This is a genomic window from Butyrivibrio sp. YAB3001 (assembly GCF_900112195.1).
Taxonomy (GTDB): domain Bacteria; phylum Bacillota; class Clostridia; order Lachnospirales; family Lachnospiraceae; genus Butyrivibrio.
In genome coordinates, this window is sequence record NZ_FOKR01000011.1 from 112,738 (window position 1) to 131,611 (window position 18,874).

Here is an 18,874-nt window from a genome sequence, read left to right on the forward strand (position 1 = left end):
GGCTATGGCAAATTATATCAGCGTACCTCGTGATTTTTCCAAGGTTAAATCCAAGGTATGTTTCAACCTGACTAAAAGGCAGCTTATATGCTTTTCACTTGGGGCGATGATTGGTGTTCCGACATTTTTCCTGATAAAAAGACTTGGCAATGTAACAGTGGCAACACTGGGGATGATGATCTCCATGATGCCGCTGTTTTTTCTTGCCATGTATGAAAAGAATGAGCAGCCGCTTGAGGTGTTCTTGGAGCATTTCATAGATGCGACTTTTGAAAGACCCAAGAAACGCCCATATATAACACAAAATTATTATGCTCTGCTTGCTAAGATAGCGGAGCTGGAAAGGAAAATAAAGACAGATGATAAGACCTTTTCAAAGGACAGACAAAAAGAAAAACGTCCCGGAAAGCGCTCAGGCAAGCATTCCCTTTGAGCGAATGTTTCCTGACGGTATCTGCAGAGTAGGGAAAGACTTTTACTCAAAGACGATACAGTTTCAGGATATTAACTATCAGCTGGCGCAGCAGGAAGACCAGACAGAGATTTTCGAAGAGTGGTGCAGCTTCCTGAATTTCTTTGACAGTTCTGTGCATTTTCAGTTGTCTTTTCTGAATATGTCCACAGATGCAGAGAAGTTTGAGAAAAAGATAGCTATAAGGCACAGAGATGATGGCTATGACAGAGTCCGAGATGAATACAGCCGAATGCTCTTTCGTCAGATGCAGGCAGGAAACAACGGACTTACAAAGACCAAGTATCTTACCTTTGGTATTCACGCAGATTCAATGAAGAGTGCGAAGCCACGACTCATCCATATTGAGACAGATCTTCTCAATAATTTCAAACGTCTTGGAGTCCTGGCGCAGACCCTTAATGGAAAAGAGAGACTGGAGCTTATGCACGCTCAGTTCCATATGGGAGATGATGCCAAGTTCTTCTTTGACTGGAAAGATACAGTAAGAGCAGGCGCTTCCGTTAAGGATGCAATTGCTCCATCAAGCTTTGAATTTGTGAACGGAAGGCTGTTTAAGGTGGGTGAGACTTACGGAACAGTCAGCTTCCTTCAGATTACGGCATCAGATATAAGTGACAGAATGCTGGCAGATTTCCTCAGTATGGAATCCAGCCAGATTATCACAATGCATCTGCAGTCAGTAAATCAGAATGAGGCTATAAAGACAATCAAGCACACTATCACAGAGCTGGATCGTTCCAAGATTGAGGAGCAGAAAAAGGCTGTTCGTGCCGGTTACGACATGGACATAATTCCTTCAGATCTTGCCACTTACGGCAAAGATGCCAAGGCACTTCTGAAGGAGCTGCAGTCTCAGAATGAGCGAATGTTCCTCATGACATTTATTATTATGAATACCGGAAGCAGCAAACAGGACCTTGAGAACAATTTCTTCCAGGCAAACAGTATTGCCCAGAAGCATAACTGTAATTTGGTCCGCCTCGACTTCCAGCAGGAGCAGGGGCTTATGAGCATGCTCCCTCTTGCAAGTAATCTAATCGATATCAGAAGGGGAATGACAACCTCATCAACAGCGATCTTTGTGCCATTCACCACACAGGAGTTGTTCCAGACGGGAAAAGAGTCTTTGTATTATGGACTTAATGCTCTTTCCAACAACCTTATCATGGTGGACAGAAAGATGCTTAAGAATCCTAATGGACTTATCCTTGGCACACCTGGTTCCGGTAAGTCTTTTTCTGCTAAAAGAGAAATCGCAAATGCCTTTCTTGTGACGGATGACGATATCATTATCTCTGATCCTGAAGCAGAGTACAGGCCCCTGGTGGAACACTTTGGTGGACAGGTGATCAAGATCAGTCCTACCTCAGATCAGTATATCAACCCCATGGACATCAACATGAACTACAGCGACGATGATAATCCTATCATGTTGAAAGCAGATTTCATTCTGTCACTCTGTGAGCTGATTGTTGGTGGAAAGGATGGACTTCTTCCTGTGGAAAAGACCGTTATAGACAGATGCATTCATCAGATCTATCTGAGGTATTTTGAAGACCCAAGACCTGAGAATATGCCTCTTTTGGAAGATCTCTATAATGAGCTCTTAAAGCAGGATGAAGCTGAGGCCAAGCACGTGGCGACAGCTCTTGAAATTTATGTTTCAGGTTCCCTGAACGTGTTCAACCACAGGACCAACGTAGATATCAAGAACAGGATTGTCTGCTATGACATAAAGGATCTTGGTAAGCAGCTTAAGAAGATTGGCATGTTGATTGTTCAGGATCAGGTCTGGGGAAGAGTCTCGTCCAACAGAGAATCCGGAAAGTCCACCAGGTACTACTTAGATGAGATGCACTTACTTTTGAAGGAAGATCAGACAGCAGCCTACACGGTTGAAATTTGGAAGAGATTTCGTAAGTGGGGCGGCATCCCGACTGGTCTGACACAGAACGTCAAGGATCTTCTTGCTTCCAAGGAAGTTGAGAATATCTTTGAAAACTCTGATTTTGTTTACATGCTTAATCAGGCCGTTGGCGACAGACAGATTCTTGCAAAGCAGCTGAATATCAGCCCTCATCAGCTCTCGTATGTAACCCATTCGGGAGAAGGTGAAGGGCTTTTATTTTACGGAAATGTAATTCTGCCATTTGTAGACAGATTCCCTAAGGACCTTGAGCTATACAGTATCATGACCACGAAACCACAGGAGGTTCAGGAGGCGAAAGTGGCAGAGGAAAAGCAAAAGGAGCTGGCATAAATGGATGAGAATAGCGCAAAGAAGTCCACCCCTAATGGGGATAAGTTAAAAAATGCAACTACTGCCATGAAGTATGTCAGGACGAAGTTTAGGACCGGCAAGAAGGATAATTCACTTACGCTTCAGGAGCGGAAGGCGCTGGCTAAACTGCAGCGTCAGGGCAGAGTAAAAATGTATAAGGATATCACTTCGCAGGAAATCCTTAGAAAGACAGCACATAAGGTAAGAGATACATCAAGTGGTGGTAATGATGATCAGAATACCGGGGCAGAGAGTCTTGAAGCAGGACTCTCTGTGGCCGGAGCTGCTGGTAGCAGGCTTCAGTCTGAGCTTTACAGTAAAAAGAGATATGAGAATAAACACAAACATGAGATTGCCAAAGAAGATTCTGTAAAGAAGTCCGGCTCCAATCCTCAGTCCAGAGCAAGACAGAGAAGCCAGATGAAGAAAGAAATCAAGGAACAGGCCTTTAAGGATAGCGCAAAAGAGGCTGCAAATCAGATTGGTGATATTTCAAAAAGGTTTGTTGATAAGGCTGAGGATATCACTGGAAAATTTGCAGAATTCATTTCTGAGCATCCAAAAGAAGTGCTGGTTGTAGCTGTTGTGCTGATTCTTATTCTCGGTGTGTGCGGTGTGTTTTCATCCTGCGGGATCTGTCTTGATGGCGTGTCCCACGTAGGAATAACTACAAGCTATACTGCGGTGGATGAGGAGATACTGGCTGTGGAACAGAACTATCGGGATATGGAGGAAGAACTACAGGAGACCATCGATAATATCGAATCAGATCATCCCGGTTTTGATGAGTATCAGTACACTCTTGATAACATCGGACATAATCCATATCAGCTTGCTGCTGTGTTAACTGTTCTCTATGAACAGTACACAGAAGAAATGGTGCAGGCAAAGATTGAGGAAATCTTCGAAGCTCAGTATGAGCTTACGTTGCGTTCCGTTACTGAGATAAGAGAAAGAGAAGTTACCGGTTATCGCTGGGTGGAGGACGAAACTCATGAAGATGGTGGTTACTATGAAGAGTACACCTACACTGAGCAGTATGAGTGGAAGATCCTGAAGGTAAAGCTTGTAAATAACACCCTTGATACTGTTATAAGGAACATGGGGCTTACCTCAGATCAGATGGCCAGATACGAAGTCCTTCTTGAGACTTATGGTAACAAGAAATATCTCTTTGATGACGATATTTATTCCATCGTTGATCCGGGCAGATACGGTGATTATGAGATTCCACCTGAGGCTCTGACCGACACAAGATTTGCCAACATGATCAGAGAAGCTGAAAGATATCTTGGGTACCCTTACGTGTGGGGAGGCAGCAATCCAAGTACTTCTTTTGACTGTTCAGGATTTGTCTGCTGGGTAATCAATCACTGTGGTAATGGATGGAATGTTGGAAGAACTACAGCCAATGGACTTCTTAATCGCTGTACAAGGATTCCTGCATCAGAGGCGCGCCCCGGAGATCTTATCTTTTTCAAAGGAACCTATGATGTGAAGGGCGCAAGTCACGTCGGAATCTACGTTGGCGATGGAATGATGCTCCACTGTGGTTCACCAATCCAGTACACATCCATAAACACCAATTACTGGAGAAAACATTTTTACACTTACGGCAGAATTAACGGATAGGAGGAAGGCATGAACGAGAGAATTGAAAGACTCCGTGAAGAGCTGGAAAGGGCGAGGCAGAGAAAAGCCGAAGCTGATCAGAGAGTAAAGAACTGTGAGACAAGGCTTAAGGAAGCTGAGAACAACCAGTTCATCGCAGAAATGAGGAAGCTTGATCTCAGACCTGAAGAGGTTGCAAGGATTCTTCAGAAAGCTCTTGAGGAGAGACAGGCTGAAGCAGCTGCTGAGATATTTGCTATGAAAACTCCTGCAGCTGATAGTTACGAAGATGAAGAAAGTGAGGTTTTAGAGGATGAAGAAATTTAATAGATACTGTGTAAGGGCTGTTGCGGTTGCATCAGCTTTTTTTATTGGAATGACACCGGTAACAGCTTTTGCTTATGTGGATCCTGCAGAGGAGACAGCAGAGGAGGAAATCATTCCTGAAGAGCCTGAGGAAGATCCTATAGAGGAATATGGCCCTCTTACTCCCGATGGCAACATGGAGCTGGTTGATGATTACGGCACTTTGGAGTGTGGCGGGAAACAGTTTATTACTGTAGTCAGCAAGACAGGCCATTACTTCTATATCATCATCGACAGAGATGATGATGGAAATGAAAACGTACATTTTCTGAATCTTGTGGATGAGGCAGATCTTCTTAAGCTGATGGATGAGGAAGAGGTGGAAGAGTACATGGCATCCAAGACGGAAAAAGAGGAAGAGCCTGAACCTGTAGTTGCTCCGGAACCCGAGCCTGAGCCGGAGCCTACACCGGTGAAAAAGGATTACACACCACTTTTGATAGTACTTCCGATAATGGGTATCGGTCTCATTGCAGGATACTTTGCTCTTAAGAAAAAGAAGAGTCAGCCAAAGGATGAACCTGATCCTGATGCAGATTATGTGGATGAAGAGACAGATTATCTTGAGCAGATATCTGAAGATGAAGGTGATGAGAGCGATGAGTAATCGGGACAAGATAGTTCTTTTCAGGATGAAGCCTGAGGAGCTAAAGCTTGTTTATGACAAGATGGAGGCAGCTGGGGTTAAGAACCTCAGCGCTTTCATCAGAAAGCTTGTACTTACAGGATATGTGATTGAGGTCGATATGTCAGACTTTCGTGAGATCAGAAGACTTGCCAGTATCAATAGCAACAATCTGAATCAGTACGCAAGAAGGGCCAATGAGACCGGAAGTATATATAAGGCTGATATAGAGAATCTGCAGAAATCACATCAGGAGATAATAAGGCTTTTGGGAGAGCTTCTTGATAAGTTCACTGCTATGTCATAGCAGTGAAGAGGTGAGGAAATGGCGGCAACAAAGCTGATAGCGATGCATAAAAATGTTGGCATGACAGTGGGACAGTGTCTTGGAGCCAGACTTAAATATGCTGAGGATGAGGAAAAAACAGATGATGAGAGATACATAACGTCTTATGCCTGCAACTGGAAAATTGCCAAGGAAGAATTCATGGACTTTCGGAATGAATACTTCAAAACTCATGATGCAATTCAAGGAGATATCATTGCTTATCAGATCCGCCAATCCTTTAAGCCTGGTGAAGTTACCCCGGAAGAAGCAAATGCAATTGGCTATGAAACTGCCATGAGGTTCACGAAGGGAGAGCACGCTTTTGTGTGCTGCACCCATGTGGACAAGGCTCATATTCATAACCATGTGATTTACAGCGCGGTCAATCTTCATTGTGATAAGAAATTCAGGGATTCCTGGTTTTGCGGAATTGGTTTAAGGCGCCTTAGTGACATAATCTGCCTTGAGCATGGATTGTCGGTTATTGAACCTTATAAGTTCAAGATACCGAGGCCAAAGTATGATAAGTCATATCGGCAGAATATCAGAGAATCCATCGATGTGGGACTTTTGCAGAATCCCAAAACCTTCGAAGAGCTACTTCAATTTCTGGAGAAGGAAGGCTATGAGCTGAAGCGTGGAAAGCATCTTGCTATCAGAGAAAGCGGTAGAAAGAATTTCATCCGTTTCAAATCTCTTGGAGATCAGTATTCTGTGGATTTTCTGAAAAAGCAGATTGAAGGCGAGGCGGATGTTTCTCGTAAAGAGCCCGAAAAGAAATTTGACCTTCTCATCGATATTCAGGAGAAGCTTCGTCAGGGAAAAGGCAAAGGCTATGAACGCTGGAGTCAGAGGTATAACAACAAAGCCATCATGAAGACTCTTCTTTATCTTGAGGAAAAGGGAATCCGAAGCTATGCGCAGCTTAAGGAATTAGCTGATTCCTCTGCTTCAGATTTCAGAGATCTGACGGAAAAGATAAAAAAGGTTGAGGCGAGGATTGAGAAACTTTCTGAAATCAGAAAACAGCTAAGGAACTATGCCAGAACAAAGGATGTTTTTACCGAATATGCCAAAGGCGGTTTCAAGGCTAAGTTCTATGAAGCTCATCGCGAGGAAATCACAATCTATAAAGCAGCTAAAAAAGCATTTGCTGAGTATGGTGGGAACATACCGAAATCAAAAGATCTAACAAAAGAGATTGAGGCACTTATGGACGAGAAGAAAAGTTATTACAGGGACTATAAGTTGGTCCGTGACGATAACAAAACTCTTCAGGAAGCTCGTCGTAATGTGGAGCTGTTTTTACAGATTCCGCAAGAAACAAGAGAACCAAAAAGACAGCATACAGCAGCTCGGTGATGCTTTTATCACGAGAGAATCGAGTGATCAGGTCAGGCCGAATTTTGGCCGGGGTAAAGGGTTTGGGAGTAACCTCCCAACAAGCGGCAAGAGCATTTGTATTACGAATGCACTGCTTGCCACTTCTTTTTAGCCCTCGTAGGGATTCTTTGGGAAGCGGCGCGGCGACAAGCTTTTTGGGAGCAATGCCGCTCAAAACACACAAAATAACAGGAGGATAAAAAATCATGAACAAAGTAATGTTATCAGGGAGATTAACAAGGGATGCAGAGATCAGAAATGCTGACTCTGACAAGAAGGTTGCGAGAGGAACTTTGGCTGTGGACAGAGACTTCAAAAAGGAAGGTGATGGTCCCAATGCTGACTTCATAGGAATCGTTGGCTTTAAGAATCAGGCTGACTTTCTTGAGAAGTTTGGCAAGAAGGGTGTGAAGTTCATTGTGATCGGTCGCATTCAGACTGGTAGCTATGATAAGGATGGAACCAGAGTTTACACAACTGATGTCATAGCGGAGAGAATTGAATTTGCCGAGAGCAAGAAAGCTTCAGAAGACGGATCCGGCGATTCTGGAGATGGGTTTTCGAATATTCCTGACGGATATGATGACAGCATGCCTTTTAATTGAGGAGGATGAAGCAGTGGAAGAAGTAAAAACCAAGTTTAAGATTGACGAGATCACCGAAAAGCTAGAAAAAGGCATCGGTGATCTTTTTAATTCAGACAAATACAAAGCGTACCTTAACACTATGTCCAAGTTCCATAGTTATAGCGTGAACAACACAATACTTATAGCAATGCAGAGACCGGATGCAACACTTGTTGCCGGTTACGATGCCTGGCAGGAGAAGTTTGACAGGCATGTGAAAAAGGGAGCAAAGGGCATAAAGATAATCGCTCCGGTCAAAGTGAAAAAGCAGATTGTCGTTCAGGGAGAACACTCATATTCTGATTCGGGCGACAAAATCCCAATCTATAAGCCAGGGGAAACCCAGGAAGAATATGATAAGCGTATGTCTCAGACTACCAAGGAAGTGGAGTATACAAACTTCAGGGTTACAACGGTTTTCGATGTAAGCGATACTGAGGGAAAAGAGCTTCCGACTCTCGGAGTGAACGAGCTCATGGGCTCTGTTGATGGCTATGAGAAACTTAAGATGGCACTGGAAGAGACTTCCAAGGTTCCTGTCGATTATGGCCTTGTAACCAGCGGAGCAAAAGGCTTCTTTTCACCCGAGATGCACAAGATCTGTGTGCAGAGTGGCATGTCAGAGGTCCAGACTGTAAAGACAATTATTCATGAAATGGCACATGCGTTACTGCATGATAAGACAGATGATCCGGAACAGATGGTGAATCCAAAATCCAAGAATACCAAGGAAGTAGAAGCTGAGTCTATCGCCTATGTGGTCTGCCAGCACTTCGGTATTGATACTTCAGATTACTCCTTCGGTTATATTGCAGGATGGAGTTCTGATAAAGATACAAAAGAGCTGAAAGCTTCAATGGAGATTATCAGAAAGTCTGCGTCAAAGATGATCTGTGACTGTGAATGTGCTATGGCAAAACAGCAGGAAGCAGAGAAAAAGGATGTGGCTATGGTCATGGCTGAGGCCAATATTCTGGTTGCCGGATCTGAGAAAATGAAGCTTGCTGATGATAAGAAATCTTCCATCATGGACAAGCTGAAGTCAAAACTGAATATCGTGGGATCGCAACAAAAGGTAGAAAAGGCTTTAGAGAATAAAGTCAAAACACCTGAGCTTGTGAGATGATGAAAAGGGCAGTTCTGTGGCTTATATGGTCATGGGGCTGCCCTTCTTTTTTATTGTCCAAACCACATCATATTGTGGCTTTTACTCGGTTCAAATCGCAACATGCAGTTGGTGTTTTTATGGGACTGTTGATTTTTTAAAATTTGGGTACAAGGAGATGTGAAAAAGATTTTTTGGGGCAAACTGCAATTTTTAATGAGAAAGGCGGGATGCATTATGAAGAGATTAGTATTAACAATTACAGCAACTTTAATTTTTACTTTTGTTTTATCAGCAGCAAGCATCACAGCTCATGCTGAAGGTTTTGACTGGCAAGCATATTACGAAAATGCCAAGGCAAAAAGAGAGCAGCGAGAGAAAGAGCACATGGAAAAATGGCTCGATGAACTTGAGGCAGATGGCAATCTAACACAGGCTGCAATTGATGCAGCTGGTAAGTATGGAGAGGGTAGAGTGCCCAATAATAATTCTGGCAAGAGCTCAAAGAGCAGTGGTGGTAGCTCTGGAAGTTCATCAGGATCTTACTATTCGGGTTCAGGGAAAGGATGGGTATACTCCTGTGATGAGCTTCATGTAATTGGACTTCCTGAAGGAGAAAACGGATATACAAAACCTGGATGGTATGGAGATATCGACTGAGGAATAAATAGTCTACATGGTGGGGCGCGATCATCTATCACGCCCTGCTACGACCTAAACAAGGAAGGTGGGTGATGCCATGGAGATACTTATTCTAATAATCGCAATAATAGTTGTTTTCTACAGGAAACATAAAGGCACAATTCTTAAAAGTATGAAAAAGATAGCCTTGAAAGCTATGGCAATAGCACTATCACTGATAGTTGTGATTGCTGTTTTAGTAACGGAATTGGCTGAAAGGCTTCTGGATAGTATCAGCAAAGAAGAACAAAAATAAAATGGTTTAGATAAAGCCGGTAAGGTAGGAGGTAGCATATGTTCTTTGGAAAGAAAGACAAGGATGTAAGACTTACAGATAAAGAGTACAAGAATTTAGTAGGAAATATGAGCAAGAAGGAACGAAAGGATTTTGACCGTAGGCAGAAGGAATTCAGGCGCGATAGAGAAGATGATCGTCTGGATGCATGGCTAGACTTCGAAGATGAAATGGATGATATGGGGTGGTAAGCCCGGAAAGGATGATTATGAAAGCTTCAGAATTCATTTTGTTATTTGGAAGAAACTGCAGACCGGTAGATAAGTATGATGTGGCTATTGCAAAGATGGCGATCTTTGCTGTGAAGTTCATGTTGTTTCTGGTAATAGCTTTTGCATTACTTCTTGTGATCATATTTTAAGAAATGAAGGGAGAACTAAATAGATGAGTGAATTCGTAATTGAAAACGGTATAGTAATCGATGATATAGATAGTGTAGTAAATGGAATCCGTAACATTACTGGCAAGAGTCTATCTGATGCAGAAACATTAAAAGCATTCATAACAAAAGAAAAAGCAACCAAATACTATATAAATAAAAAATGTCTGGCAAAAATGCAACCGGATAGAGATTCAGTCTATCTATGGTTGGATAGCGGTTTTGTCGATCACTATGGGAATACAATAATGATCTCATTGTTGAACGATAGTTATGGCGGATACATAGGTCACTACTACGGAACGATGGATGTGTTGGCAAATGCTATAAAGAGTTATTATCCTAGAAATTCAAAAGATATAAACCGTAATCTTAGCAGTCTGAAGAACAAGTATCAGAATAAAATAGCTGAAAGAGATCACCGACATATTGAAAGTGAACAGGAATATTTGATTATGATGAGTAATGGTGAAACGGCATACTCTGAAATAGAGTCGTTGATCAATGGTCTAGACATTACTTTTGAAGAATTGGGTGAAGAACATGAAGTTCATGCACCAGAATCTCATAATCCAGAACCATCTTTCCAAGAAATAGATATGTCGCTTAAGGAAAAAGAAATAACCATGGGGCTTCTGTTTGATACCATCGACAACATGCAGAATTATATCAACGAGCTTCTTGAGGAACTAAAGAAATCTAATGAGGACAAAACTAGGTTAAAGGAATTAGAGCAGCGAAATAAAGCCCTTGAGCAGGCACTGGTTGATATTAGATGCTTTAATTCCGAGACAGTTGCTCCTGAGACAAAAGAAAAAGAGACCATGGCTGGTCATAATCTTCTTGGGCGAAGAGGAAAAATATTGGTACTTGGAGCATCGGCTCTTGATGAAAAAACAATGACTGGAATAGCTAAACAGTATGGCTTTAGAAAGGACGACATTGACTATATGCTTGATTATGATAAGGTTAAAAGTTTTGCTGGAAGAAGTAATAATCTTAGCAAGTACGCAGCGATTATTCTCGGTGCATGTCCTCACAAAGTTCAGAAACTGGGTGATTGGAGCAGTATTGTTGAGAAATGTAAGAGCTCAGAAAACATGCCAATAGCAATAGATGCCAGAAGCAGAGTGGGCGAGCTTAAGGTGACAAAAGAGTCATTCAAGAATGCGCTACTGTCATTATTTAAAAAGCTGAACGAAGAAAATGTGTTGGCGGATTGTGTTATTGCATGAAAGATGTATATGAAAAAAGTTGGGCAGATTCGTAGAATGGTAATATTTCGGAAATATTATAACGCCTATTAGGGCAACCTCTTCTAAATTAAATTAGAAGGGGTTGTTTTACGATATTGGCAATTGTTGCTTAAAAACGGTTGTCTGTTCTTGTTGAGATGATAATATATTTATTCTCAACTGGGGAAAGGAAAGACTTGATTAGTAAACACCCTAGTATCTATAAACTTTTTAATGAAGACTGTTCGGATTTTATGAAACGAATGCCTTCTCAATCTGTGGATCTAATAATGACAGATCCTCCGTATAACATTTCACAGTATTCTACTGGAAATATTCCACGAATAGGAAAGAGTACATTAAATAATGACATTGCCGACTGGGATAAAAAGATAATAAAGCCAGTTGAGTACGTTAAGGATTTTAAAAGAATTATTAAACCTAGAGGTAACATCATTATTTTTGCAGGTTATAACCAGATAGGGGATTGGCATGCTGCTTTCGATAGAGAGTTTGACACATTTCAAATTTTTGTTTGGCATAAGACTAATCCTGCCCCGAAAGTTTATAAAAATGGATTTAGTAATAGCTGTGAATTCATAATTTTCTTATGGAATAAAGGGCATGTATGGAACTTTACGACGCAGGAAGAAATGCATAATTTTTTTGAATGCCCTATTTGTTCTTATCCAGAACGTTTAAAAGATCCCTTTCATCCAACCCAAAAGCCAATAAAGCTAATGGAACATTTTGTCAGGATAGCATCATTTCCTGGAGCAACTATTTTTGATCCATTTATGGGAGTTGGGACTTCAGGAGTAGCTGCCATAAAGAATGCGCGTAGATTTGTTGGAACGGAGATAGATGAACGTTATGTTTTTGCTGCACAAAAGCGTATAGATGGGATTATGAATGTTGCTCAAAAGCCGTTGCCTTAAAAACATATTATGAAATACAATTTTTATGTTGTATTAAGGAGGGCTTGTTCATATGCTGGCAAAAAAACTGGGAGAGCGAATAAAAGAACTTAGAAAAAAAACTGGATTAAGTCAAGAAAAATTCGCTCTTAAAATCAACATGGACAGGACTTATTTTGCAACAGTAGAGATGGGAAAACGGAATGTTTCTTTGCAAAATATTGAGAAGATTGCAAAGGGGCTAGACGTAACGATTTCTGAACTATTTGATGGAATTGAAGGAGAGAGTGATGACTAATACTGAACAAGCAATTAAACAGATCGTTTATGAGGAATTTTCAAAACTTATTGTAAATATCGAAAGTGATTTCAAGACAAATTACGTGAAAAAGAGATACAACTTTTTGTTAAGCCAACTTGATGAAAATATCACTGCCAATATGGTGTTCGTGAGCAGTTTTGAATCTAAGAGCGGATTTGCAATAGAAACATGCGCTAAGAGAATTGCAAGAATGAAGTTTGGTGATGAAAATGTACCTGCGATTGTTAACCCTAGAAATGTTCCACACAATATCAATCCGTCATCAGTAAGCGGTCAGATGATAGTCACAGATATTGATACAGATAATGGTGAGTTAAGAGGTAATATATCAGAGTTCAGAGCTTCTAATGTTGCCTCAGGTAAAGGGACTACTAGAAGTGAGAGTGGTGTAACGCAGGATAGTATTAAGAGTTTGATACCTATGGCGCAGAAGTACAAAGCGTCAGGATATCATACAAAGCCTGTGGATTTGGCTTTCTTTGATGGAAAAGATTGGGTTGTTCTTGAGTTGAAGGCTGGAGGCGATTTAGATAGTTCAAATGCGCCTGCGAACGTTGAGAAGCTTCTTACTATTTATGCTGGACTTAACGTGCCTAACTCAAAGGCATATTTTGCCACTTTATACAACAAAAATGGGGAGGGAAATACTTGGACCGGTGCTGTTAAGAAGCACATGGCATTTCCTGAGATGTTTTTAATAGGAAAGAGGTTTTGGAACACTATTCTTCCTGATGGAATAACATATGAACGTTTTACAGAACTGTATAAAATGGCGCTGGAAGAAATAGATCTGAATTCTAGAATTAAAGAGATGATCAGAAAGACTATTAACTGATGAGAGAAAAAATACAAGATTTCATAATCAATGAATTGTCAGCCATGAGAGATAGTATTGTAGAGGGTGCAACTGATAATCTTGCAAACAGGCAGTACAATGTATTTCATGGCTTTTCTCCTGCGGGTAAAGAAATAGTAAAGTACATGGCTTTGGGGAGAAGCTTTGATTCTCAGTTAGGGAATAGGCTTCAGCGTATAGCTATGTACATTTCTAGACTTAATTATGGGGTTGATAATGTTCCTAACTTTCTATTTCTATGTGCTGATAAAGAGGAAAAACAGGTTACTGTATGGACTTTTTCATTCCCAGATGAATTAGATTTGCGCCATAAAAATGTAGGTTTCAACGTATATAAGACCCAATGCTATATGAAAGCTAATAGTAAGTCAGAATGTGTCGATGTTATTATGGCACAATCCGCTGATGCACTAAAAGAGCTGATAAAAGCTGAAAAAGGAATAGAATCATTTAGAGGAAAGAATAAAAAAGTACTTGATCAGGAATTATCAGAGTACCGAAAGCACTTTGAAACAGCGATTGTTGAAAGAGTATATGACTGCACTTCTGATGATGTCCTAAATCATATAAATGGTATTCCTAAAATAATACCAGTTGATCTAGTATACTTTGAGGATAATAAAACAATATCATTATACGAGATTAAAGCCGGGGGTGATCTAGATTCTAAGAATTGTGAGACAAATGCTGATGAAGTACTGGATAATCTCAAATGTTTTGCGTTTGTCGAGCATCATTATTCTTATTTCGCGACTTGCTATAACAATCGGGGCGAAGGTGGTGAGGATACCTATACTGAAGATGATGGGGTTATATATCGTGGACAAAGACCTGTAGGTGGCGTTTTTAATATCTATGATAAGGTAGATAGAAAAACTGGTGGGAAGAAGTGGGAAGATATGCGAAAACGTATTTTGGTGGGTAGCATGTTTTGGCAGAAGATTTTGCCAAAAGAAATATCCTATGATGATTTTATTGCGCTTTATATCAAAGCTTTTAAAGACACATCATTTGAGAAAGAATTGATGGATATAAAGTATGAATAGTTTTGAAACATATAATATTGATTGCTTAGAATATATAAAAAGAATTCCTGATCAGTCAGTGGACTTAATACTAACAGACCCACCGTATAACATTGCAAAGTATTCAACAGGAAATATACCGTTACCAGGACGAAGTGCAGTTAATAATGACCTGGGAGAATGGGACTTGGCTGAAATTGATCCATTTGCTTTTGTGGATGACTTTAAGAGAATACTTAAACCAGACGGTAATATTTTTATTTTTACTAGTTATAATTTGCTGGGTAAGTGGCATGAAGCTTTTGACCCTGAATTTGATACTTTTCAGTATTTTATATGGCATAAAACCAACCCTATGCCTAAGATTTTTAAAAATGGCTTCTTAAACAGTTGTGAAATGATAGTGTGCTTATGGAATAAGAAACATAAGTGGAACTTTACAACTCAAAATGAGATGCATAATTATTTTGAATGTCCGATATGTATGGGAAAAGAGCGTTTAAAAAATCCGAAACATCCATCTCAAAAGCCGGTAAAACTTTTGAAACATTTAATAAATGTGTCTAGTAATGTTGGGGATGTGGTTTTCGATCCGTTTATGGGGGTTGGGTCTACAGGAGTTGCGGCATTAGAATTGGAAAGAAGATTTATAGGATGTGAAATAGATCCTACTTTTTTTGAGGCTGCTGAAAAGCGCATCGGAGAGGTGCATAAGTGAGAATAGAAGAGAAAATGCTAATATTACCGGCTCTTTATGCTATAAAGAGAAGGGGATCTGCCACTACATCGGATTTAATTAATGATCTTACTATAGTTTTTAATCCGGTAGGAGAGGATGCTAAAATATTAGACGGGAGAAATGATACAAAGTTTTCACAAAAGGTTAGAAATCTTGTTTCACATAGAGATAATAACGGAATGGGATTATATACTGATTTTGTAAATGGTATATATACATTAACAGCTTCTGGGGAGCAATTTTTAAACACAAGAATTGATGAGTTAAACTATTTCTTTTCTCAGAAATTCATGTATGAAGATACAATATCTTTATCTTCTAAAATAGCAAGTAAAGATCAGAATATATTTTTATATGATGAGAATGTTGTTGTTAATGAAGGGTTAGTTGAGAGTAAGCATACAAAGGTACGTGCTCGATCAAAAGCATTAAGAGATGCTGCTATATTGTACTATTCGCAAAAAGGCGGTCTTAGATGTGATGTTTGTGATTTTTGCTTTTCAGAAAAATACGGAGAACTTGGGGATGGATTTATAGAGATACATCATATTAAGCCAATATGTCAGTATAGTGAAAAGGGAAAAGAAATGTTCATCAAAGAGGCAGTCCAATATGTACGACCGTTATGCTCAAATTGCCATCGCATGATACATCGAAATCCTCAAAAGCCTTTAACAATTGAAGAATTGAAAGCAAGAATATTGCCTTCTTCCTAACCTGAGGAAGAAGGCATTTTTTTAGTAATTTGTAATTATAAGATGTTTTACATCTCGATCGTTCCTGTTCATAAAGCTAACCAGATATTTTTTATCAAAGCTTGATATTTTAAAATCATCTTTGTAGAGATTGTATATAAACTCAGTGTTTTTAATTACCAGCAGTATCTTGGCCTCGGTTGCCTTTAAGCAGTTACAAAGACGTATTTGTTCAGCTTGTCCAAATTCATTTTGGGCATATGTTGAAAAATCAGAATCATATGGTGGATCTAAGAAAACAAAATCATTACTAGTCAGGTTAAGGCTGTTAATAAATGTTTCAAAATCTTCACAATAAATATCAGCAGTGTTAAGTTTTGCATGCATTTCTTCAGATAACAAGTAATCTATTTTTTTTTGGAAATCTTTTCTGTTATAGGAAATGCCGCCATACGGAACATTAAAATCACCATCTTTATTGTATCTAAACATGGAAGAATAGCAGTATTCTCTAACGAAGAAAAAAACAGCAGCTTGTCGTCCGATGCTTAGTTCGGATAGGTGATTTTGCAGATATCTAATAAACATGTAATATGCAGACTTTAGCGCTGCTTCTATGTTATCTATCCTGTCACTGTCAGGGATTGCACCATTTTCTTTTTCTAGTTTTGCAGAACGGTTTATCTTACTTTTTAAATTCCTCTTTATTTCCTTTATAAACACGTCGTTATAGTTATCTGCTAAAGAACTAAAATAATCGATATGATTATTGATGAAATCCTCTATAGAGATATCTGAATGATACAAACTAAGGATTTCTTCACGGTTTTCATCGACTAGAGTCCCTAATGACTGAAATTCATCGTTCTCTTGCTGAAGGTAGCGTATTAAATCTTGATCTTTGTTCCTTGCGCAATTATATAGGTTGATCAATTCGTCAGATTTATCGTTAATGCAACACTGTTTTGTGGCTGTATCAAAAAAAACAGCACCACCTCCAACAAAAGGTTCAATAAATCGGCCAGAATAATCAGGAGTGAAATCACGGATTATTGGTAGTTCTTTTTCTTTTCCGCCAGGCCATTTTAATATTGTCTTCATTCAACGTTTTCCTTTCGAAAATAATACTGTATTAGCATATCACAATTGTTGCTTAAAAACAACAAAATGTGGGATGGTTTTTGTCTTATTGAGTGAGATAACAATCGTAGTATATAATTGTTGATAAGACGTAATGGGATGAGCTAATTTGCGTTTTTGTGATTCTATAAAGGAGATTGTTACCATGAGCGATCTAGATTATGCAAAGTCGGTATTGATTTATACATATTCTGAATTGGCTTCGTGTTTTGAAAGTGATTATAGCTTAGGATATGGTGTGGACGAGGTCTGCTGTTTATTTGCTATTAACGATGCTATTAACGCTATGTGCTGCATTTTAGCGTTAGAGAAAGGCTACAGATTTAATGCTAGAAAACAATTTGTTCATGAAGAAGTTAATCTAAATGGTACTGAAGTTATATTGGCGGATGAGAATGTTCCAGAATACTTAAAGAGTTTTATTGATAATATGTATAAATACATAGTTAATAGCGCTGTTGGTTATATGGAAAGTGAGGAAGAAGTACGGGTTTTTTCAATGTTACTAACAGCATATGATAAGTTTTGTATCTATTTTTGGAGTAATACGAAAATTAGAGAGTCTTTAACTGAGGAAGAGTCTCATTCATTGAAAGAGTGCTTTCGTTTTGTTGGAGAGACTGAAAAAAACATTGAAGAGCTAATACAACAGTCTATTATAGCGCCTTTGCACGAAAAAATAAGCATTGTGGATGAAAAGACTTTGGAAGAGCAGCTTACAGAAATAAGCGAGCAGTTAAAAGATGTGCAGAAGGGAATAGGTGCAATTGATCGAAAAGTTGATAACATTGAGAAGAAGATAGTTGAGCTGGGTGAAACACTTACAGCAAATCAGGGGCTGATTACGAGAATTCTTAATGGAGGATATGACGAAGAACAGAAGGATAGACTATTACGATTATACGCTGATGAAATTGTGCAAAGAATTGATGAAAAACTGTCTGTTCAGTATCCGAATAATATAGTTAAGGAGGAAGAGGATAACCTTATAAAGGAATTTGGAGAGGCATGGAATAAGCTGACAAATGATTCGAAAAAATTTATTGTTTCTGCAAAGGTTATGTATAAAAAGCAGGAAGAATACGGAGATCTTATGGATTATTCGGGCGTATGTGTTTTGATAACAAAGGCTCTTGAAGTGGAAATGAGTATACGCTTCCATAAGAGATTTATCGATTTTCTAATGGATAATGGGATTGGAGTTAAAGAGTATCCTTCTTCGTTGATAAAAGATGGAAGGGTGATTTCTCCAAGCGAGTACACATTAGGAAGTGTTCCATTTACACTTGGTTATAGAATTCCGAGAAATGCTAGCAAGGCGGAGATTAGCAATAATCAAAAGAAACTACTGGAATATAGCAAGGCATCATTGATAACTAATAGAAGTGATTCTGACATACTAAATCTACTAAAGACATATGGTAATCAGGTGGAAAGAATAAAAAAGGATTACAGAAATCCAAGTGCACATACAAATGCTCTAAGATCAGTAAATGCAAAAGAGTGTTTGGATTTGGTTATAGATGTCAAAAAAGTATTAAAAAATATGCTAGACAGTTTTGAAAAGTGAATGAATGTGTAATGCTATTATGCTATATGGCGAGATTGGCGGCTTAAATAACAAAAGAATGGGGTGGTCGCTTGATTGGCAAAAAACAGGCGTGTTCATTGACATGCCTGTTTTTTATAAATATGTAATAATCAGTTCAGATTATATTTAAATATTCGATGCACAATATATGGTGTGATATGAACAGATTATATCCCGAGCTATGTGAATAATGATCAAT

Annotated in this window: 22 protein-coding genes; 21 read left to right on the forward strand and 1 reads right to left on the reverse strand. The window is 39.3% G+C overall.

All coding sequences use genetic code 11. The annotated features are described in order from the left end of the window. The first annotated feature begins 4 nt into the window (after nucleotides 1-4). The 20 genes from BM086_RS12655 (at nucleotide 5) to BM086_RS12745 (ending at nucleotide 15,965) form a co-directional block, all read left to right on the forward strand. On the forward strand, nucleotides 5-433 hold the full coding sequence (locus tag BM086_RS12655) for a PrgI family protein (protein WP_092327180.1): 429 nt from the start codon (nucleotides 5-7) through the stop codon (nucleotides 431-433). Next, nucleotides 360-2,735, forward strand: coding sequence for a VirB4-like conjugal transfer ATPase, CD1110 family (locus tag BM086_RS12660; RefSeq protein WP_092327183.1), 2,376 nt, complete (start codon nucleotides 360-362; stop codon nucleotides 2,733-2,735). The genes BM086_RS12655 and BM086_RS12660 overlap by 74 nt, the downstream gene beginning before the upstream one ends. Then, entirely contained in the window at nucleotides 2,736-4,388 is a 1,653-nt protein-coding gene (locus BM086_RS12665) for a C40 family peptidase (RefSeq protein WP_092327185.1), read from the forward strand. 9 nt (nucleotides 4,389-4,397) lie between these two features. Beyond that, nucleotides 4,398-4,694 carry a DUF4315 family protein gene (locus BM086_RS12670; RefSeq protein WP_092327188.1) on the forward strand — a complete coding sequence of 99 codons (297 nt, stop codon included), beginning with the start codon at nucleotides 4,398-4,400 and terminating at the stop codon, nucleotides 4,692-4,694. Further along, entirely contained in the window at nucleotides 4,681-5,340 is a 660-nt protein-coding gene (locus tag BM086_RS12675; RefSeq protein ID WP_092327191.1) for a DUF4366 domain-containing protein, read from the forward strand. The genes BM086_RS12670 and BM086_RS12675 overlap by 14 nt, the downstream gene beginning before the upstream one ends. Continuing rightward, the gene (locus tag BM086_RS12680) at nucleotides 5,333-5,665 is read left to right on the forward strand and encodes a plasmid mobilization protein (RefSeq protein WP_175560256.1); all 333 of its coding nucleotides are present in this window, start codon (nucleotides 5,333-5,335) and stop codon (nucleotides 5,663-5,665) included. Before BM086_RS12675 ends, BM086_RS12680 begins: the two co-directional genes overlap by 8 nt. Before the next feature lie 18 nt (nucleotides 5,666-5,683). Continuing rightward, complete coding sequence (locus tag BM086_RS12685; RefSeq protein ID WP_092327197.1) at nucleotides 5,684-7,048, forward strand: relaxase/mobilization nuclease domain-containing protein; 1,365 nt, start codon at nucleotides 5,684-5,686, stop codon at nucleotides 7,046-7,048. A 227-nt stretch (nucleotides 7,049-7,275) separates the two neighbouring features. Beyond that, entirely contained in the window at nucleotides 7,276-7,674 is a 399-nt protein-coding gene (locus BM086_RS12690; RefSeq protein ID WP_092327199.1) for a single-stranded DNA-binding protein, read from the forward strand. Between the two features lie 13 nt (nucleotides 7,675-7,687). After that, nucleotides 7,688-8,821, forward strand: coding sequence for an ArdC family protein (locus tag BM086_RS12695; RefSeq protein WP_175560257.1), 1,134 nt, complete (start codon nucleotides 7,688-7,690; stop codon nucleotides 8,819-8,821). A gap of 216 nt (nucleotides 8,822-9,037) precedes the next feature. Beyond that, the gene (locus BM086_RS12700) at nucleotides 9,038-9,460 is read left to right on the forward strand and encodes a hypothetical protein (protein WP_092327203.1); all 423 of its coding nucleotides are present in this window, start codon (nucleotides 9,038-9,040) and stop codon (nucleotides 9,458-9,460) included. A gap of 79 nt (nucleotides 9,461-9,539) precedes the next feature. Then, the gene (locus BM086_RS12705; protein WP_092327206.1) at nucleotides 9,540-9,737 is read left to right on the forward strand and encodes a hypothetical protein; all 198 of its coding nucleotides are present in this window, start codon (nucleotides 9,540-9,542) and stop codon (nucleotides 9,735-9,737) included. A gap of 38 nt (nucleotides 9,738-9,775) precedes the next feature. Beyond that, the gene (locus tag BM086_RS12710; RefSeq protein ID WP_092327208.1) at nucleotides 9,776-9,967 is read left to right on the forward strand and encodes a hypothetical protein; all 192 of its coding nucleotides are present in this window, start codon (nucleotides 9,776-9,778) and stop codon (nucleotides 9,965-9,967) included. A 17-nt stretch (nucleotides 9,968-9,984) separates the two neighbouring features. Continuing rightward, on the forward strand, nucleotides 9,985-10,137 hold the full coding sequence (locus tag BM086_RS20975) for a hypothetical protein (protein WP_175560258.1): 153 nt from the start codon (nucleotides 9,985-9,987) through the stop codon (nucleotides 10,135-10,137). A gap of 23 nt (nucleotides 10,138-10,160) precedes the next feature. Continuing rightward, nucleotides 10,161-11,390: a hypothetical protein gene (locus tag BM086_RS12715; protein ID WP_092327211.1), complete on the forward strand. Its 1,230-nt coding sequence runs from the start codon at nucleotides 10,161-10,163 to the stop codon at nucleotides 11,388-11,390. Between the two features lie 197 nt (nucleotides 11,391-11,587). Further along, nucleotides 11,588-12,328, forward strand: coding sequence for a DNA-methyltransferase (locus tag BM086_RS12720; protein ID WP_207650985.1), 741 nt, complete (start codon nucleotides 11,588-11,590; stop codon nucleotides 12,326-12,328). 52 nt (nucleotides 12,329-12,380) lie between these two features. Beyond that, the gene (locus tag BM086_RS12725; RefSeq protein ID WP_092327213.1) at nucleotides 12,381-12,605 is read left to right on the forward strand and encodes a helix-turn-helix domain-containing protein; all 225 of its coding nucleotides are present in this window, start codon (nucleotides 12,381-12,383) and stop codon (nucleotides 12,603-12,605) included. Then, complete coding sequence (locus tag BM086_RS12730; protein WP_092327216.1) at nucleotides 12,598-13,464, forward strand: TdeIII family type II restriction endonuclease; 867 nt, start codon at nucleotides 12,598-12,600, stop codon at nucleotides 13,462-13,464. The genes BM086_RS12725 and BM086_RS12730 overlap by 8 nt, the downstream gene beginning before the upstream one ends. Beyond that, on the forward strand, nucleotides 13,464-14,531 hold the full coding sequence (locus tag BM086_RS12735) for a TdeIII family type II restriction endonuclease (protein ID WP_092327219.1): 1,068 nt from the start codon (nucleotides 13,464-13,466) through the stop codon (nucleotides 14,529-14,531). The genes BM086_RS12730 and BM086_RS12735 overlap by 1 nt, the downstream gene beginning before the upstream one ends. Beyond that, nucleotides 14,524-15,228 carry a DNA-methyltransferase gene (locus tag BM086_RS12740; protein WP_092327222.1) on the forward strand — a complete coding sequence of 235 codons (705 nt, stop codon included), beginning with the start codon at nucleotides 14,524-14,526 and terminating at the stop codon, nucleotides 15,226-15,228. Before BM086_RS12735 ends, BM086_RS12740 begins: the two co-directional genes overlap by 8 nt. Further along, nucleotides 15,225-15,965: an HNH endonuclease gene (locus BM086_RS12745; protein ID WP_092327224.1), complete on the forward strand. Its 741-nt coding sequence runs from the start codon at nucleotides 15,225-15,227 to the stop codon at nucleotides 15,963-15,965. Before BM086_RS12740 ends, BM086_RS12745 begins: the two co-directional genes overlap by 4 nt. Nucleotides 15,966-15,986: 21 nt before the next feature. Here the strand turns inward: BM086_RS12745 and BM086_RS12750 are convergent, their stop codons facing one another. Then, entirely contained in the window at nucleotides 15,987-17,045 is a 1,059-nt protein-coding gene (locus tag BM086_RS12750) for a DNA adenine methylase (RefSeq protein WP_092327227.1), read from the reverse strand. A gap of 184 nt (nucleotides 17,046-17,229) precedes the next feature. Here BM086_RS12750 and BM086_RS12755 point away from each other — a divergent pair, with 184 nt between their 5' ends. Continuing rightward, a complete protein-coding gene (locus tag BM086_RS12755) occupies nucleotides 17,230-18,654 on the forward strand; it encodes a hypothetical protein (RefSeq protein WP_092327230.1) in 1,425 nt (474 codons plus the stop codon). Nucleotides 18,655-18,874 lie beyond the last annotated feature (220 nt).

Excerpts from the sequence above, each read along its gene's own strand:
- BM086_RS12690 (WP_092327199.1), top strand. The coding sequence starts at position 7,276 with ATGAACAAAGTAATGTTATCAGGGAGATTAACAAGGGATGCAGAGATC.
- BM086_RS12680 (WP_175560256.1), top strand. The coding sequence starts at position 5,333 with ATGAGTAATCGGGACAAGATAGTTCTTTTCAGGATGAAGCCTGAGGAG.
- BM086_RS12670 (WP_092327188.1), top strand. The coding sequence starts at position 4,398 with ATGAACGAGAGAATTGAAAGACTCCGTGAAGAGCTGGAAAGGGCGAGG.
- BM086_RS12700 (WP_092327203.1), top strand. The coding sequence starts at position 9,038 with ATGAAGAGATTAGTATTAACAATTACAGCAACTTTAATTTTTACTTTT.
- BM086_RS12725 (WP_092327213.1), top strand. The coding sequence starts at position 12,381 with ATGCTGGCAAAAAAACTGGGAGAGCGAATAAAAGAACTTAGAAAAAAA.
- BM086_RS12715 (WP_092327211.1), top strand. The coding sequence starts at position 10,161 with ATGAGTGAATTCGTAATTGAAAACGGTATAGTAATCGATGATATAGAT.
- BM086_RS12660 (WP_092327183.1), top strand. The coding sequence starts at position 360 with ATGATAAGACCTTTTCAAAGGACAGACAAAAAGAAAAACGTCCCGGAA.
- BM086_RS12710 (WP_092327208.1), top strand. The coding sequence starts at position 9,776 with ATGTTCTTTGGAAAGAAAGACAAGGATGTAAGACTTACAGATAAAGAG.
- BM086_RS12740 (WP_092327222.1), top strand. The coding sequence starts at position 14,524 with ATGAATAGTTTTGAAACATATAATATTGATTGCTTAGAATATATAAAA.
- BM086_RS12730 (WP_092327216.1), top strand. The coding sequence starts at position 12,598 with ATGACTAATACTGAACAAGCAATTAAACAGATCGTTTATGAGGAATTT.
- BM086_RS12675 (WP_092327191.1), top strand. The coding sequence starts at position 4,681 with ATGAAGAAATTTAATAGATACTGTGTAAGGGCTGTTGCGGTTGCATCA.
- BM086_RS12735 (WP_092327219.1), top strand. The coding sequence starts at position 13,464 with ATGAGAGAAAAAATACAAGATTTCATAATCAATGAATTGTCAGCCATG.
- BM086_RS12665 (WP_092327185.1), top strand. The coding sequence starts at position 2,736 with ATGGATGAGAATAGCGCAAAGAAGTCCACCCCTAATGGGGATAAGTTA.
- BM086_RS12750 (WP_092327227.1), bottom strand. The coding sequence starts at position 17,045 with ATGAAGACAATATTAAAATGGCCTGGCGGAAAAGAAAAAGAACTACCA.
- BM086_RS12685 (WP_092327197.1), top strand. The coding sequence starts at position 5,684 with ATGGCGGCAACAAAGCTGATAGCGATGCATAAAAATGTTGGCATGACA.
- BM086_RS12705 (WP_092327206.1), top strand. The coding sequence starts at position 9,540 with ATGGAGATACTTATTCTAATAATCGCAATAATAGTTGTTTTCTACAGG.
- BM086_RS12755 (WP_092327230.1), top strand. The coding sequence starts at position 17,230 with ATGAGCGATCTAGATTATGCAAAGTCGGTATTGATTTATACATATTCT.
- BM086_RS12655 (WP_092327180.1), top strand. The coding sequence starts at position 5 with ATGGCAAATTATATCAGCGTACCTCGTGATTTTTCCAAGGTTAAATCC.
- BM086_RS20975 (WP_175560258.1), top strand. The coding sequence starts at position 9,985 with ATGAAAGCTTCAGAATTCATTTTGTTATTTGGAAGAAACTGCAGACCG.